Origin of the sequence: Microcoleus sp. CAWBG27 (assembly GCF_020883145.1) — a bacterium.
Classification (GTDB): Bacteria; Cyanobacteriota; Cyanobacteriia; order Cyanobacteriales; family Microcoleaceae; genus Microcoleus.
The window spans coordinates 94624-110339 of record NZ_JAHREU010000002.1 but is presented as its reverse complement, the minus strand read 5'-3'; the positions used below and the strand labels follow the sequence as shown (position 1 = coordinate 110339).

Here is a 15716-nt window from a genome sequence, read left to right as displayed (position 1 = left end):
TAAAGTTGATGACAAATTAGCATCAATTTCAGGCGAATGCTTTTTGTGAATTGTTTTGTACGATCCTACTGCCATTCTATCCATTGCCTCACAATATCTTCTAGTTCCCCAGCAAACGAATCAGTTGAATAAAGAGCAAAGTTATTAATCATCTCGCTTTTTTCAGGTAGAGACTCAGCCTTAAACCGAGATTCATCTAAGTTAAAAAGCGATAATTGGCGAGACTCGTCATTTGATGTATTCTGGTTTAGGGATGTTTGCTGGCTGACAAAATCGCCCATCCGTTCGCAACCCTTAGCAAAGCGGCGCAAAGTAGTAGCGATCGCCTCCGAACTACGATCAATTCCTATCCATCTCCTGCCTAACTCCGAAGCAACACTCAAAGTTGTACCAGAACCAGCAAAGCAATCAAGAACTAAATCATTAGGATTTGATGACCCTCGAATAATTCTAGCAAGTAGATCTGGATTTTTTTCGGTTGGATAACCTGTAATCTTAATATTCTGATTGTGAGCATCGCGGAATTCAAGCCAAATATCTTGTACTGGAATTCCGCTACTACTGTCCAAATATATTTTACGACGGGGATTTCCAGTTTTCGACCAATATATTTCCCCTCTAGCATCCATTTCATCTAGTGTTTTAGGTGGAAACTGCCAATGCTTTCCCGGTGGCGGATTCATCCCTCGCCAAGACTTTCCTGTTTCGCCATTTCTCACTCCTGGCGCATGAATCGGAACCTTTTTATATTGCCGGCCAGTTTCTTTTTCAACGTATTCATATTCTTTATTGGCGCGTTTATCTGTCCATTCTTCAACTGGACGATTCCAGACATAAGTATCTGATTTACTATAAAAAAGTATAAAATCTGAAACATTTCCGTAAGTCTTTTTTGTGTAATTTTTAGGGTTACATTTTTTCCTAGTAATCCAATTTCTGAAATTGCGCCGACCAAAAACTTCATCCATAATTACCTTGATATAAAATGCCATATTTTCATCAAGGTGAACGTATATTGACCCATCTTCCGCTAATAATTCTCTAATAATTATCAACCTTTGACGAATAAATTCAATATAATTGTTACCTGCTAACAAGTCTGAATAAGCATCAGTCTGAGAACGCGATTGTAACACACTTCTAGTTGCAAAAGGCGGGTCTATATAAATTAGTCTTACTTTACCTTTTACTGAATTATCTTTAAGCAACGATGCTAATATTGGTAAATTATCACCATAGTAAAGACGGTTTTCATGTGCCATACTTTGCTGTTGATTGCTAGGCCACAGTTTTACACATTCAGCTTGATTAGTGTCTAAAACTTGACTTTCAGGCAGTTTGCCTGGATATGAAAAGCACACATCCAAACTATTGCTTAGCTGGCTTTCAATAAAATTTGATGCAGCTTGACCTTGTGATTGTTTGTTTGAAATACCAGTAGCCATTGTCACTCCTATTTTTAAGAACGCAGCCATTCCACTGTAATCCGATCTGGAACCATACGCAGTGTCAATACTATAATCTTATCTTGCCAGCTATTTTCTATGTTGGCGTAGTCATCCCACATTGAGCCGAGTAAAAGACCGGGCCCATCATTTAGAAAAATTACTTTGGTTCTTAAGTTATGATTTTGTGTATAACTTAGGATTTCATCAGCGCAGCTACGATAACCGCCTGTTCGATCGTCTTCTTGTGCACCACCTCTATCTGAATCATATCTTGCCAATCCTATTGCCAGCAAGTCATTTTCATTAATATCGTAAATCGCAAAATCAACAGGACGTTTCGGGTTGGGATAGTTGGCGAAGAGATTTCCCATCATAATATCTTTTCCTGCTCGCTCTGGCCCTTTGATTATCAAGTATGGAAAGTGTAAGCGGAATAAGGAGAAAAATATTTCAGTTAGGTCGTATCCCTTCTTTCCACGACTTTTGTATTCCCATAACAAAGCCGACATTGCCTCATCGGGAATTGGACGAGTCATATATGCAGCTTGAACTTCTTGAACTGACCTAAAACGCGCTCCGAACTGATTGGAAATTTCTGTTGCCTTTTTTTCCTTCTGAGCATTTCTACTGGGAGTTCAGGGCTAACATACTTGCGAAACACCCTAAAAAGTTGAACTCGCATCCATGTGCTGGGAACATCTGAAATCTTGATAAATAGACGCACTGATGATTCAGAAGTCCTGAGTAATTGCCCAAACATTACTAAAACTGGTTCGTAAAGTTGGCAAGCCTCCTGCAATATATCGGGATAGTATTCTCCGGCAGTCAATGTGATCCAGTTGTGTCCATCTGCTTTGTAGTCTGCAAAAGAGTTGCGTCTTCCGGTGTTCATATTACTCACTTTTCATCTCAAAATTAACTTCTTCATAAAGTTCCTCAATAAAATTTCAAATTTGATTCCCATTTCACCAAAACTTATCTAATATTACAATACGGTTTACTTAAGATGGTCATTGCGAGGAACGAAGCAATCTCCGTATCTATTTTTCATAGCGGTTTACCCCCAGGGGGATCTTAAGTAAACGGTATTGTCTAACATTATACAAAAAAAAGCGGCTCTGCTTCCGCAGAACCGCCGTCACAGAGGATGAAAAATCAAAACTTAACGGACTGCACCCTCAACAGAAGGCGACTCGATTGTCTTCATGAAGTACAGTTTCACCAACTGCCAACCGTTGGATACATACAGAGGCAATTTTTGGAACAATTGCAAAACTTTCGGAGTTTTAGACTCAACAATCGCGGTTAATTTCTGATTGTTTTTGAGGCAAACATCCAGGCGTTCGTAAAACTCGGGATTGTTTACGTCGAGCATGACGGGGAAGACGCGGCCTGCTGTTTCGTTGGTTTTTTTGATCACTTCAATGTCGTATTCGCGAGCATCGAGTCCGAGCGATCGATAAAAACCACTGCGCTGGATATCATTGAGATACATTGTCGCGAATACCGACAGCAAGAAGAAACGGCACCACAGCTTAGCGCGCCAATCATTCAACATCTGAGGCTGAGCTCTCATCACCGCATCGAAGAAATCTCCGTGGCGGTTTTCATCCTGACACCAATTTTCAAAGAATCGGAAAATTGGATAAATCTGATCTTCAGGATGGGCTTTCAAGTGCTGATAAATTGTGATGTAGCGCCAATAACCGATTTTTTCGGATAAGTATGTGGCGTAGAAAATAAACTTCGGCTTGAAGAATGTGTAACTGCGGCTCTTTGTCAAGAAACCCAAATCTAGGGACAAACCAAAGTCGGACAGCGCTTTATTCAGGAATCCGGCGTGCCGCGCTTCGTCGCGGGACATCAGCAAGAAACCTTCGGCGAGTACCGGATTTTTGTCTTTGAGTTTGCGTGCCAGTTCTTTGTATAGCAAGAATCCAGAAAACTCAGCGGTGCAAGAGCGTTCGAGGAATTCAATAAACAACTTGCGCTTTTCGCCGTCGATGTGTTCCCAAGATTGATCGAACTCGGCATCCCGCACGAAGTGAGTTTTGTTGTAGTCAACGCGGAACTCTTTGATAATTGCTTCGAGTTCGGCTTCGTTTACCGAGATGTCCATTTTGGCCATCTCGTCAAAGTCTGTTGTGTAAAATCTCGGTGTGAGAATAGTTTCTTTGGCTGGGGTTTTTGCTTCTTGCTGCTCGGCAAAAGCGGGTTTTTTGAGCGAATCTACCATATGTTTATTGGATGTTTTGCTTATAATTGCTCGCTTGTTTGATGTTTCGGGTACTGCGGGCGATCGCCCTTGTATCTCCGACCACCGCTGTCCGGCGCACTTTTGCGCTTTCTGTGACACTCAGATCAAAGCTGCTGAAATTGCCACAGCCTCCAGTTTACCAAGCTCTCGACCCTGGAAATATGTCGCTGGCGTTAAGAATTGCTACGCAAAATTACTCATCGGCTTTGACACAAAAGGCTTTCGGGAAGAAAATGCTGCTTTTTGTCAATTCATAAGATAAAGCACAAATAAATTCCGCTGTCAAGCTGTTTAACCACAAAATAGTGAAGTACAAAATATATATTGAGGGAGCGCAATAGTTAAAATAACCAGGCAGGACGGGCATCAAATGAGCAATTTAGGTGTTAGTTACCTTTTATGGGCAGCTTGTTTTTTCGGCCCATTCGGACTCCACCGCCTCTACAACGGCAAGATTGGCACGGGTTTGCTGTGGCTGTGTACCTTTGGGTTATTTGGGTTCGGGCAATTGTTTGACTTGCTGGTGTTGCCGAAGATGGTGGACGAGCACAATGCCACTCTCAGGGGCAAACTAGGGGTATCTCCCCAAGGTATACCGCTATCTTCCACCAGCGGGGCGATCGCCTCGACATACCAGAAGCAAACCCCGGAACAGTTAGGGATTAAACTCCTGAAGGCAGCTTATACAAAAAATGCAAGATTATCTGTCACTCAAGGGGTGATGGCAACCGGCGCTACTTTTGCTGAAGTGGAAGAGGCTTTCACGGCAATGCTGAAAACGGGTTATGTCAGCATCGAGAATGACCCAGTAACTGGCGTCGTGATGTACTATTTTCACGAACTTTAAGCTGGAGTGGGTGGCTCAGCCGAGGGATTTGATGTGTGGTTACAGAGGCTAATGGCTGACGCACCCTACGTACTATAAATGTAGGGTGCGTCAGTCTGGGGATTGAGCCTGTTGTTCGAGAAGCTAGTCGCTGACGCACCCTACTAATGGATATTGCTTGTTGTGGTTTGTCGAGCCAGCGAGGCAAAATCGGCTAGAATGTTTGTTTGTCTATACAACCAGAAAGTATTTAGCGTCATGGCAGTCCCTAAGAAGAAAACCTCCAAATCCAGAAAGAATATGCGTAAAGCCACATGGAAGCGCAAAGCTGTAGTGGCAGCTCAGAAAGCTTTGTCTCTCGGCAAATCTGTTCTGACTGGGCGTTCCAACAGCTTCGTGTATCCCGGCAATGAAGAAGAGGAGGAAGAATAAATAGATTAAAAATTAACAATTGGCATTTCTGATATTTTGCACCATTCTCGGTTAACAGGCTTTGCCGGCTGTTGGGCAACACATATATTTTCTTGTGGGTGGCCACTTCTGGCCGCCCTAAAGGAAACCTTGAGAATGGTGCCAGATATGAGTTAATCGTTCCTTGCCATCGGTAAAATAATCGTGGCATCGCCAAAAGAATAAAATCGGTACTGATTCTCGATCGCCTCTCGGTACAAATCCAACAGCCGAGGCCTTCCAATCATCGCGCTTACCATCATCATCAAAGTAGAGCGCGGCAAGTGAAAATTGGTAATCATCCCGTCTACAACCCGCCACTTGTAACCGGGATAAATAAACAAATTTGTCTGGCCGCAAAAAGGCTGCAACGAAAAATCTTCGCTCGCCGCCGCCGCTCCCTCTAAAGCTCGCACTGCTGTCGTACCCACGGCAAAGATCCGCCCGCCTCGGGCTTGAGTTTCCCGGATTTTCTCGACGGTGCTGGCGGGTACTTCCACCCATTCGCCGTGCATTTTGTGAGCCGTCACGTCTGTCACCTCCACCGGGCGAAACGTTCCGACTCCCACATGGAGGGTGACAAAAGTTTTTTCGATTCCCCGCTCTTCCAAGCGGCTGAACAATTCTTCGGTGAAGTGCAAGCCTGCTGTCGGAGCTGCCACCGCCCCAGGCTTTTCGGCATAAACAGTCTGGTACTGTTCCGGCGCAGCTTGGGAATTTTCGATGTACGGAGGCAGGGGTACGTGGCCGTATTCATCCAAAAACTTCGTCAGAGTCGAATCTGTGGGGATGTCAAACTCTAACAGCCGTCCTCCTGTTGGCTCGTCTCTAGCAATTACTGTAGCAGTCAATCGACGATCGACTCCCACAGCCTGGGGAAGGCAACAGCAAGGCCCTTCCGCAGAGTCATCACAGGAGGCGGGCTCAAACTCAATTTTGGCTCCCAACTTTAAGCGTTTCCCGGGTTTAACCAAAGCCAGCCAGCAGTTGTGGTGCCGTTCTTCCATCAACAATATCTCCACAGCCGGGCCGTTGGGTTTATGCCCGTAGAGCCTCGCTGGCAGAACACGGGTGTTGTTCAGTACCAGCAAGTCTCCGGGTTCGAGCAAATCCGGCAAATCGTGGAAAATCCGGTGTTGGTGGCTGCTCGGAGAATCTACCACCAACAACCGAGAACTGTCCCTCGGCACTACGGGATTTTGGGCAATGCACGAGGGCGGAAGTTCGTAATCATAAGCGTCCAAAGACCAGTCAATCTCTGTCATCGGGTGAATTCCTGTCAAAAATCTGTCAGCTCGGTAACAAATTGGGTAAAAACCCCCATCCCAAGTCGGGTGCTTTTCCCCTTGTGGTGGCGGGTATAGCCCGCGACTATAGAGGTGTAGCATCAGCTTTGCTCGAAGGATAGTTATGGAATACCTCTACTACATCGCCAATACTAGCCTCACTCTGAGAGTCGTGGATTACCTACGCACGGCTAGTCATCTTCCTTTGCAATTTATCACTGTTATTCACCAAATTGACGGCTGGGTAGTGAAGGTGAAAATGAGCCAATATTTGACTCCAGAAATGCACGGGGATTTTCGGGCTTTTATGAACGAAGTCGGGATTCCTTACGATCCTGAAATTCGCTTGCAAATGGCACTGTGGAGCTTGGAAACGGGACAGTCGCCACTGAGCGTGATGCGCCGCTACCAGGTGGCCGTGGTTTGTCACGGAAGCCCAGACCGCAAAGAAATTGAAGCGTTTCGCCAGCAGTTTGTCAAGGGTCTTGGATATTGCCCGGAAACTCTGGCCTAGACTGCGGAGCAGATCAATTGCCTGCGATCGCACAGTCCGATCGGGAGAAGGCAAGAGGGGCAGAGGAGTTAACGCTTTTTCCACGTCTGTTAAAGATGAAGAAACCAATGGGCTACTGTCAAGGCAAGTTAACAATTAAAAATTACCAAGCGGTATTACTTTTTAATTTTAGCCTGTAATTTTTAATTTGACATTTCTAATCACTAAAAGCCGATCGAATGTATTCTTGCAGGGTAAGCCGGTAGTTTCCGGCAAGGGCGGATTGAGAGTTCGCTGTCGTTGGTGGTAATATTTGCTTGGTCTTTTGCCGCGAAGGCTCGCACCTGACTAAGGCGACATCGAACCGACAAGAATTATTTGCTAAATCTGGACGAGTGCTTAAAAATATTTCGGCGGTTTGCCAAAGTTTGGCTTGTTTTGCTGCACTAACAGCCAAGATTCCGCCAGCATCCCAATTTCCACGACGGCGAGTTTTGACCTCTACAAAGGCTAATGTTGGGAATTGGCGATCGCGAATTCCTGGGTTGTTTTCGCTTGATTCATCTCTTCCGAGGGCGATGATGTCAATCTCTCCCCAGCGACAGCGGTACTGGCGGTGCAGGATTTCCCAACCTTGCTGCTGCAACCACTCGGCGACTAAGTTTTCTCCCAACGTGCCGATATCCCGAGAGTTTGCCGGTTGGGGAGAGTGGGAGGCGGCGGGAACCACCGAAGAGGAGCGCTTTCTGGTAGAATTCAATTCTGAACTGTCATTGCTGCCCATTAGCTTTAACTTATGAATTCTGGAATTCGCCAACATCGCAAAAATATTTATACTTTCTTGCTGAGTTTTGTTATTTTAGCAGTAATTGCCGTTGGGGCGATCGCCATCAATCCCGCACCTGCTTTCGCCTTGGATCGCGACAAAGAAATCCTAGTTGGTGCTGATTTTAGTGGAAAAGTTTTGACTAACGACAGTTTTAATAAAGCTAATCTTCGCAACAGCAATTTTACCAATGCAGATTTGCGTGGCGTGAGCTTGTTTGGTGCCAATATGGAAGATGCAAATTTTGAAGGCGCTAATTTAACGGGTGCGACTTTGGATTTGGCTCGCATGATGAAAGCTAATTTAACTAATGCTATCCTTGAGGGTGCTTTTGCTTACAATACCAGACTGGAAGGAGCTGTTATTGACGGTGCTGATTTTACTGAGACTCTGCTCCGAGACGATATGATCGAAAAGCTTTGTAAGGTTGCAAAAGGTACTAATCCGGTGACTGGTAGAGAGACTCGCGAAACTCTGTTTTGTGATTATTAAAAGATAAGACGGCGGTTGAAACCGCGTCTATACAAACGATGTCCGCCTCCGCGGACTGAAGGTAATTTGTAGGGTGCGGATATAGCCTTTCTCAAAAAGATGAGGTATGACTGGCATCAGTATAACCGCTTAGACGTATAGGGCTCTCTTCCCAACAACGTCCGCGAATCTTTCTGAGAACCGCTATACATCGAAAATTTCTGAATTCAATGAATAATCTCATAGCGACGCACCTGATACCATTTACAAAAAACCTGGTTAGACAAGAAAGACAAGAATTATTTTTTTCTCTACCCCGTGTGTCAGGTGCGTCGCTATCTGAATTGTCGATTTAATGCAGGGATTGAGCATGGCGACACACCCTACGAATACTACGAACCCGGAAGGACTGAAGTCCTCACTACGAACCTGGTTTGTAGTGAGGACTTTAGTCCTTCCACTCAAGCCCAAGGTAGGGAGGTTAAATCGTAAAAATTAACTTGACGCAGCCTCTCTAATTCCTCTATCCATTCTTGTTCGGCACACATTTGTTGGTAATGTTCTACAGCAGCATCGGTTTTCTGCCACATATCGATCGCAATCCGGCGACGCTTGATGCTGATGATTTGCTCGATACAGGCGATCGCCGATCGAATAACTAAAGGCGCGCGATATACATTTTTTTCCGAAAACTCGTTTAAATGAAATAAATGCGAGATTTGATTGAGTTGGGTCGGATATTCAATAAAACTATCTTGTAATTTTAATATTAACTCAGAAGGCGCTGTTTGTAAATAGATGTTGTGCAGTATTTCTGCATTCAAAATGTGGTGCCACAAAAATCTGTGATGAGACAAGCTAAACTGCACGTCTCTAGCTTCTATGGCTTCTCTGACTTCTTGACGGTATTCGGGACAGTGCAAGTAAATCTGCAATAATTGCGCTTCTGCTTCTTCTAACAGACTGCGGGCTGCTACTGAAAAGCCTGTTTTTGAACTTTTGCTGTCGCTGCTTGCACGCTGCTTTTTATATTGTTTGCTCGGCTTCAGCTTGTTTCTAATTAACAGTGGCATTGTTAATGCTTCGTCTTGATTCAGCCGCTGTCCCCAATCGCTGACTACTTGATTGAGCAAGTTTTCGGCTATCATTTTTGTGAGGCGAAAATCTCCTTTACTGAGGATTTCGGCACTTTTTTGCAGATAGTGTGATAACTGATTGTCGTCAGTAATATTAGTTAATAATTTAATGATTCTTTTGGTGATTTGCTGGGAAGTATCCGCTTGCTTCAAATCTTGATTGACGAGCATTTGTTGAATTTGCCAATCGAGCCACAATGGGGAATTGTCTAGCAATTCTCGATATTGTTCTGGGGAGTAAGTTTTGAGGTATTCGTCGGCATCTTTGCCGTCGGGAATGTTGAGTACCCGCAGTTGTACTTCTCCTTGATAGGCGAGTTGTTCTATTTCTCCGATCGCCCTTTCTGCTGCTTTGGTTCCTGCTTTGTCGGCGTCGAAGTTGAGGATAATTTGTTTAGAATCAGTGTACCGCAATAACTGCCGCACTTGGTTTAAACTCAGGGCTGTGCCGAGGGATGCTACGGCGTTGGAGATGCCGGCTGCCTGAAGTGCGATCGCGTCAAAGTAGCCCTCTACGACGATCGCGCGATCGGCTTTGCTAATAGCTATTTTGGCTGTATCTAAGCCATATAAAGTCTTGCCTTTGTCGAATAGTTCTGTTTCGGGAGAATTGAGATATTTAGGTTGTTCGTCGCCGAGAGCTCGCCCGCCGAAACCGATGACTCTGCCTTGGGTGTCGCGAATGGGAATCATGATGCGGTTGCGGAAGCGATCGTAATAGCCGCTTCCTCCTGATTTGCGCGGTACAATTAATCCGGCTTGTTCTACTAATTGCGCCGGATAGTTTTTTTGTTCTACTAAATAACTGTAAAGTGCTTCCCAACCTTGAGGTGCATAACCTAGTTGAAATTGTTGGATAGTTTCTTCGCTGAGCTTGCGTTCTGATTTGAGATATGCTAGGGGTTCTTCTCCTTGAGATTGCCGTAAAGCGTGTTCGTAAAATTTGGCGGTTAGTGCTGAGATTTCATACAGTTGTTCCCGCAAAGAAATTTGGCGCTGCAATTCTTGTCGGTGTTCTGGTTCGACTGTTTTGATGGGGACTTGGTAATTTTTTGCTAGTTCTAATACTACTTCGCTGAAGGAGCGTTTTTCTAATTCCATGAGGAATTTAAAGGCGTTTCCACCTGCACCGCAGCCGAAACAATAGTACATTTGTTTGGCTTGGTTGACGGTGAAACTGGGAGATTTTTCGTCGTGGAATGGACACAAGCCGACGAATTCTTTGCCGCGTTTTTTTAAGATGACTCTACCGGAAATAACGTCTACTATGTCGGCTCTTTGTTTTACTTCTTCGATGGTTTCTGGGTGCAGCCGGGGTACTTGCATAGGACTATGTTAGATCAGTTTAAATTATGTTTATTTTGATCGATCGCACAATTTGAGTTTTTCTGTACGTAGAAACCTGGTTTTGTACGAAAATACTTCTAGTCAGCCAGGATATGCGGTTTGAAAATCCGGTTTATTTGAGTTCGATGCGATCGCCAAGTGCTGGCAAAGCAAGATACTCGCTTTATTGTAAGATATTGAGACTAACTGTAAGGAGCACGGGCAATAATGCGAATTTTAATGATGGGCGGTACTCGGTTTATTGGGGTTTATCTTACTAAGATTTTAGCAGCACAAGGGCATGAAGTGGTGTTGTTTAACCGCGGCAACAAACCTGTGCCGGTGGCGGGCGTGAAACAGATTTTGGGCGATCGCACAAATGTTGCACAATTGCAAGAACAGTTATCGGCGGTTGAGTTTGACGCGGTTTTTGACAACAACGGTCGGGAATTGAGCGATACAAAGCCTTTAGCTGAGATATTTAAGGGGCGGGTGCAGCACTTTGTTTATATGAGTTCTGCGGGGGTTTATTTGAAATCCGACCAAATGCCTCATATCGAAGGAGACGCTACGGATCCCAAAAGCCGACATTTGGGTAAGTGCGACACGGAAAATTATTTAGCCGAGTCCGGTTTGCCTTGGACTTCGATCCGCCCGACTTACATCTACGGCCCTCAAAATTATAACGATTTGGAGGCTTGGTTTTTCGATCGCATTGCGCGCGATCGCCCGATTCCGATTCCTGGTAACGGGATGCACTTCACGCAGTTGGGGCACTGTCAGGATTTGGCGAGTGCGATGGCGGGGGTTTTGGGTAACGAAAGGGCGATCGGGCAAATTTACAACGTTTCGGGCGATCGATTTGTCACCTTTGACGGTTTAGCCCGCGCCTGCGTTCAAGCCGCAGGCAAATCACCCGATGCTATTAAGATTGTACACTACGATCCGAAACAATTTGACTTCGGCAAAAAGAAAGCTTTCCCCATGAGATTGCAGCACTTTTTCGCCTCGGTTAACAAAGCTGTCACCGAACTTAACTGGAAACCGGAGTTTGACTTAGTTTCGGGATTGAAAGATTCGTTTCAGAATGATTATGTAGTTTCCGGGCGAGACAAAGCTGAGATAGATTTTTCCGTTGACGATGAGATTTTGAAATCCGTTTAAACTAAAATAGGACTGACTCGCGATCGCATCAGAAACCCGGTTTCTTGGTAGATTTATCGTTATTGTTGCCAAAAATCATAGAAACCGGGTTTCTCGCCCATGCGTCTCAACCATGTTAAATCAAAGTAAAGCGTACAGCCTGCACTCTAAATATCTGAGGTGAAAAAAATAATATGAGATTCATCAATCCCAAAATAGACTTTGCCTTCAAGAAAATATTTGGCTCGAATCAAAACACAGATATTCTGATTAGTTTTTTGAATGCCCTGCTCAATGATGGGGAAGCAATTATTGAAAGCTTAGAAATTATCGATCCTTCTCTACTCCCCCCGATAGTCGAACTTAAAAATAGCTATTTAGATGTCAAAGCCAGACTAAACGACGGCACATTCGTAATTATCGAAATGCAAGTTTTGAACGTGCAGGCATTTAGCAAGCGGGTTTTGTACAATGCTGCCAAAACTTATGCACTGCAACTAACAATGGGAGAATTTTATCGGCAATTGCGGCCTGTGATTGCTTTGACTATCACAGATTTTGAAATGTTTAACGATTCTCAAGACGTGATTTCGCGTTTTGTTTTCAAAGAAAAAATACGCCTGTCTGATTATCCCCAAAATCAGATGGAGTTAGTTTTTGTAGAGTTGCCCAAATTCCAGAAAGGATTAGAGGAATTAGAAACAATCGCGGATAAGTGGGTTTACTTTATTAAAACCACTAGCACCTTGAATGAAGTACCTCAAATAATGGCTACAGTCCCCGAAATTCAAAAAGCTTTTGAAATTGCCAATCAAGTTGGTTTAACACTAGAGGAATTTAACACCTTGCAGAGTCAAGAGTTTTTGATTCAAGATCAGCAGGGTTCTGTGGCTTTAGGCAGGGAAGAAGGCAGGGAAGAAGGCAGGGAAGAAGGCAAGAAACAAGGACAAATAGAGTTCACTATGCGTTTGCTGAATCGCCGTTTAGGTCAACTAAACCCGGATACTCAAACCCGAATCGGGGAATTGTCGATCGACAAATTAGAGAATTTAGCTGAAGCCCTGTTAGATTTCTCAAGCGCGGAAGATTTAACAGCTTGGTTGCAGGCTAATTCTCAATAAACTGACTGCTAAGTTGTTGTGTAAATAAACATTGCCTATTAGGGGCGGGCTAGAAGCCCACCCCACAAGAGTTGGATTGTTTTTTGAGATACAATTCAAATGGTGAACAGATGATTTTTTAAACTGCAACTGTCACTACCAACATGATGCACTGACGATTTTACCACTTGTCGGCAGAATCTACTGGTATTTTGATAGACTTTCTGCTGTAAAGCCGATCGCAAATTAGTTAAACTGAATCAGATACAAAACCTCTCCCCAAACCCATGTTTTACTCCGAAAGGGGAGAAAAACTAGGAAATATCAGTTTAACAGTTGACAGTTGACAGTTGACAGTTGACAGTTAGCCGAAGCAGAGCGACCTCTACATAGAAGTCGGAGGATTGGAGTAATGAATAGTCTGATTTTAATTTTTCCCTCAAAGGGAGAGGCTTTTAACTAATTCTTTCTGGTAAACTTCATGCTTGGAATCACACTCGGCACTCGTTACAGCATCATCCGTCACTTGGGAGGCGGCGGATTTGCTCAAACTTATTTAGCTGAAGATAAGCAGCTACCAGGTAATCACCTGTGCGTCGTCAAGCAGCTTAAACCTCAAGCAACAGATCCCGAAACTTTACAGATAGCAAGACGTTTGTTTGATACGGAAGCACAAGTATTATATAAGTTGGGAAATCACGATCGCATTCCGCAACTTTTTGCTTACTTTGAAGAAAATCAAGAGTTTTATCTAGTTCAAGAATTTATCGAAGGCCACGATTTAAGTCAAGAAATTATACCCCCCCAAACCCCCCCTTACCAAGGGGGGGCTGGAGTTGGTTCCCCCCCTCACCAAGGGGTGGCTGGAGTTGGCTCCCCCCCTCACCAAGGGGGGGCTGGGGGGGGTTCTTCTAGAAATGCTGGAGGTATGAAAGAAGATGAAGTGATTGGAATTTTGCAGGAACTTTTGGAAATTTTAGATTTCGTACACCAGCAAAATGTGATTCACCGCGATGTCAATCCGCGCAATATCCTGCGCCGAGATCGAGATGGTAAGTTAGTGTTAATTGACTTCGGCGCAGTTAAAGAAATTACTACTCAAATCACCAATCCTCAGCCCAAGAATAGCTTAAGTGTGAGCATCGGTACTCCCGGTTATATGCCCAGCGAACAATCTCACGGCAATCCGAAACTCAGCAGCGATATTTATGCAGCAGGTGCGATCGCAATTCAGTTTCTCACGGGCATCAATCCCCACCAAATGCCGAAAAATCCCGATACAGAGGAAATTATTTGGCACGACAAAGCATCGGTGAGTCCTGAATTTGCCAAGATTTTAGATCGGATGGTAAAGTACGATTTTCGGCAGCGGTATTCGAGCGCCGGTGAAACACTGGAAGCTATTAAAGAGTTGCAAAATTCTTTCAGCGGTACTGTTCCAATATTACCTCCGGTTGTTGCTGCAAAAAAGCTGCCTAAACCGCAGCAAAAACTATATTTTAAAATTGGCGCGATCGCCAGTTTTATTGGTATCACTATTATAGCATCAATTTATGGTGTCAATACTTTTAATTCGGCAAATGCAACTGACTTGCACAATCGAGGGATTACTCTTTACAATTTAAGCCGATTTGAAGAAGCTCTCGCAGCTTACGAGCGAGCCATAACTCTCCGCCCGGATTATGCGGAAGTTTGGCAGGAAAAAGCTAAAACTTTATATGAGTTGAAAAAATACAAGGAATCACAGTCAGCCTACGATAAAGCAATAGAATTAAAGCCGGAATATTTAGAAGCTTGGACGGGACGCGGTTATGCTTTGGATAAGTTGCAGCAGTCCAAGGAGGCGATCGCATCTTTTGACAATGCTTTGAAAATCCAGCCGGATTATCCCGCAGCCTGGGAAGGTAGAGGCGATGCTTTATTAGACTCGCAGCGGTACGAAGAGGCGATCGCATCCTACGAAAAAGCCGTACATTTTCAGCCAAATTTGTACCGTGCGTGGTACAATCGGGGACAAGCTCACCAAAATTTGAAACAGTACGATCGCGCTGTAGAATCCTATCAAAAAGCAGTTGAAATTAAATTCGACAATTCAGACGCTTGGTACAATTTAGGCAATGTTTTCTTAGAATTGAACAAAAACCAAGAAGCTTTTGAATCTTACGAAAAAGCCGTGCGGTTTCAGCCTAATTTTTATCAAGCTTGGTACAGTAAAGGCATCGCTTTGCTGAAAATGCGCCGCCATGAAGAAGCAGTAGAAGCTTACGAAAAAGCTGTTAAATTAAAACCGGATTATCATCAAGCCTGGTATAATTTAGGTTGGTCTTACCACGAGTTACGCAAGTACGAATCAGCTATTGAGTGTTACAGCAAAGCCTTGGATTTAAATCCAAAAGAATCTCAAGGCTGGTACAATAGAGGTAATGCTCAGTACAATTTGAAGCGGTACGAAGATGCGATCGCCTCTTACAACGAAGCTGTCTATGTCAAGCCGGAATATTCGGAAGCCTGGTACAGCCGCGGTAACGCCCTTGTAGCGGTGAAAAGATTCGGAGATGCGATCGCCTCCTATGACAAAGCAATCCGCTACAAGCCGGATTATGGAGCCGCAATGGAAGCAAAAAAGCGAGCCGAAAGTCAGCCCGGAATCAGCCCACAGCCGCCCCAAAAACCATAAATTGTTAATTAGCAAAACCGGGCGAAGGTCATTCGCGTCTATACAAACAAAACCCGCCTGCGCGGGTTGAAGAAACTGGGCGAATATAATTCGCGTCTACACAAACAAAACCCGCCTGCGCGGGTTGAAGAAACTGGGCGAAGGTCATTCGCGTCTATACAAACAAAACCCGCCTGCGCGGGTTGAATAAACCGGGCGAATAGAATTACGTTACCGGGCGAAGGTCATTCGCGTCTATACAAACAAAACCCGCCGACGCGGGTTGAAGAAACCGGGC

At 44.5% G+C, this 15716-nt stretch carries 15 protein-coding genes; 8 read left to right on the top strand and 7 right to left on the bottom strand.

Going from position 1 to position 15716, the window contains the following annotated elements:
* Positions 1-65: 65 nt before the first annotated feature.
* From QZ938_RS01875 to acsF, 4 genes are all read right to left on the bottom strand, one after another.
* Positions 66-1475, bottom strand: coding sequence for a site-specific DNA-methyltransferase (locus QZ938_RS01875; RefSeq protein WP_293347105.1), 1410 nt, complete (start codon positions 1473-1475; stop codon positions 66-68).
* Complete coding sequence (locus QZ938_RS01870) at positions 1460-1984, bottom strand: hypothetical protein (protein ID WP_293347102.1); 525 nt, start codon at positions 1982-1984, stop codon at positions 1460-1462. Before QZ938_RS01870 ends, QZ938_RS01875 begins: the two co-directional genes overlap by 16 nt.
* Entirely contained in the window at positions 1981-2340 is a 360-nt protein-coding gene (locus tag QZ938_RS01865; protein WP_293347099.1) for a hypothetical protein, read from the bottom strand. The genes QZ938_RS01870 and QZ938_RS01865 overlap by 4 nt, the downstream gene beginning before the upstream one ends.
* A gap of 270 nt (positions 2341-2610) precedes the next feature.
* Positions 2611-3684 (bottom strand): magnesium-protoporphyrin IX monomethyl ester (oxidative) cyclase, encoded by a 1074-nt coding sequence (gene acsF, locus QZ938_RS01860; protein ID WP_293347096.1) that lies wholly within the window; start codon positions 3682-3684, stop codon positions 2611-2613.
* Between acsF and QZ938_RS01855 the strand changes: the two genes are divergently transcribed.
* From QZ938_RS01855 to rpmF, 3 genes are all read left to right on the top strand, one after another.
* Entirely contained in the window at positions 3668-3967 is a 300-nt protein-coding gene (locus tag QZ938_RS01855; RefSeq protein ID WP_293347094.1) for a hypothetical protein, read from the top strand. The two genes, acsF and QZ938_RS01855, sit on opposite strands and share 17 nt — an antisense overlap.
* A gap of 108 nt (positions 3968-4075) precedes the next feature.
* On the top strand, positions 4076-4552 hold the full coding sequence (locus tag QZ938_RS01850; protein ID WP_293154576.1) for a TM2 domain-containing protein: 477 nt from the start codon (positions 4076-4078) through the stop codon (positions 4550-4552).
* 237 nt (positions 4553-4789) lie between these two features.
* Positions 4790-4963: a 50S ribosomal protein L32 gene (gene rpmF / locus QZ938_RS01845; RefSeq protein ID WP_293132726.1), complete on the top strand. Its 174-nt coding sequence runs from the start codon at positions 4790-4792 to the stop codon at positions 4961-4963.
* Positions 4964-5115: 152 nt separating this feature from the next.
* Here the strand turns inward: rpmF and queA are convergent, their stop codons facing one another.
* Positions 5116-6246 carry a tRNA preQ1(34) S-adenosylmethionine ribosyltransferase-isomerase QueA gene (queA, locus tag QZ938_RS01840; protein WP_293347314.1) on the bottom strand — a complete coding sequence of 377 codons (1131 nt, stop codon included), beginning with the start codon at positions 6244-6246 and terminating at the stop codon, positions 5116-5118.
* A gap of 145 nt (positions 6247-6391) precedes the next feature.
* On the opposite strand from queA, the gene QZ938_RS01835 reads away from it, so the two are divergent.
* Positions 6392-6781 carry a hypothetical protein gene (locus QZ938_RS01835; protein ID WP_293154581.1) on the top strand — a complete coding sequence of 130 codons (390 nt, stop codon included), beginning with the start codon at positions 6392-6394 and terminating at the stop codon, positions 6779-6781.
* A 196-nt stretch (positions 6782-6977) separates the two neighbouring features.
* Here QZ938_RS01835 and QZ938_RS01830 read toward each other — a convergent pair whose 3' ends face one another.
* Positions 6978-7544, bottom strand: coding sequence for a YraN family protein (locus tag QZ938_RS01830; protein ID WP_293347091.1), 567 nt, complete (start codon positions 7542-7544; stop codon positions 6978-6980).
* 12 nt (positions 7545-7556) lie between these two features.
* On the opposite strand from QZ938_RS01830, the gene QZ938_RS01825 reads away from it, so the two are divergent.
* Positions 7557-8078 carry a pentapeptide repeat-containing protein gene (locus QZ938_RS01825; RefSeq protein WP_293347088.1) on the top strand — a complete coding sequence of 174 codons (522 nt, stop codon included), beginning with the start codon at positions 7557-7559 and terminating at the stop codon, positions 8076-8078.
* A 440-nt stretch (positions 8079-8518) separates the two neighbouring features.
* Here the strand turns inward: QZ938_RS01825 and dnaG are convergent, their stop codons facing one another.
* Entirely contained in the window at positions 8519-10519 is a 2001-nt protein-coding gene (gene dnaG, locus QZ938_RS01820) for a DNA primase (protein ID WP_293347085.1), read from the bottom strand.
* A gap of 228 nt (positions 10520-10747) precedes the next feature.
* On the opposite strand from dnaG, the gene QZ938_RS01815 reads away from it, so the two are divergent.
* The 3 genes from QZ938_RS01815 to QZ938_RS01805 all read left to right on the top strand — a co-directional run bounded on the left by QZ938_RS01815 (position 10748) and on the right by QZ938_RS01805 (position 15439).
* Entirely contained in the window at positions 10748-11683 is a 936-nt protein-coding gene (locus tag QZ938_RS01815; RefSeq protein ID WP_293347082.1) for an NAD-dependent epimerase/dehydratase family protein, read from the top strand.
* A 173-nt stretch (positions 11684-11856) separates the two neighbouring features.
* Entirely contained in the window at positions 11857-12783 is a 927-nt protein-coding gene (locus QZ938_RS01810) for an Rpn family recombination-promoting nuclease/putative transposase (protein ID WP_293347079.1), read from the top strand.
* A 460-nt stretch (positions 12784-13243) separates the two neighbouring features.
* A complete protein-coding gene (locus tag QZ938_RS01805; RefSeq protein WP_293365335.1) occupies positions 13244-15439 on the top strand; it encodes a tetratricopeptide repeat protein in 2196 nt (731 codons plus the stop codon).
* The last annotated feature ends 277 nt before the right edge of the window (positions 15440-15716 follow it).